The sequence below is a fragment of the Bartonella vinsonii subsp. berkhoffii ATCC 51672 genome, from assembly GCF_902825225.1.
GTDB classification, from domain to species: Bacteria; Pseudomonadota; Alphaproteobacteria; order Rhizobiales; family Rhizobiaceae; genus Bartonella; species Bartonella berkhoffii.
Map to the genome: position 1 here is coordinate 1 of NZ_CADEAK010000251.1, position 408 is coordinate 408.

Below are 408 nucleotides of genomic sequence, written 5' to 3' on the forward strand. Positions count from 1 at the left end.
CTTTATTGCTCTCCTTCACTCAATCCATCCTCTCCAGAATACTAACAAGCGCTTTCTTACGTACCCCTTAACCTGTCGACTCTGTGGCTTTAGCTATTTTACCTGTAGCCTTTGGCGGCTGTGCAATGCTTTGTTAACCCATCTCGTTGCCTTTGGTTGGGCAGTGCCGTTTGCCATTTTCGTCCCTCCCCTCTACCTTTCTCATTATTGGTTTTTTTCTGGTCTTATCGTCGGTTTATTATGGACAAAAGGATTAGCTCGCCTTTTCGTCTTCGCTTTTGCGTTAGGACTGCCAGAGTGGTTGCGTGCACTCCTATCCACAGGATTTCCATGGAATTCTCTTGGCTACCCAGCGCTGCCAACCCCAACGCTTATGCAATCCGATGCAATCGTGGGACTTTACGGAAT

1 pseudogene is annotated in these 408 nt (G+C 47.5%); it reads left to right on the top strand.

From position 1 onward, the window contains the following. Nucleotides 1-408 (top strand): annotated as a pseudogene (locus J7R10_RS09135) (apolipoprotein N-acyltransferase); the annotation flags it as partial.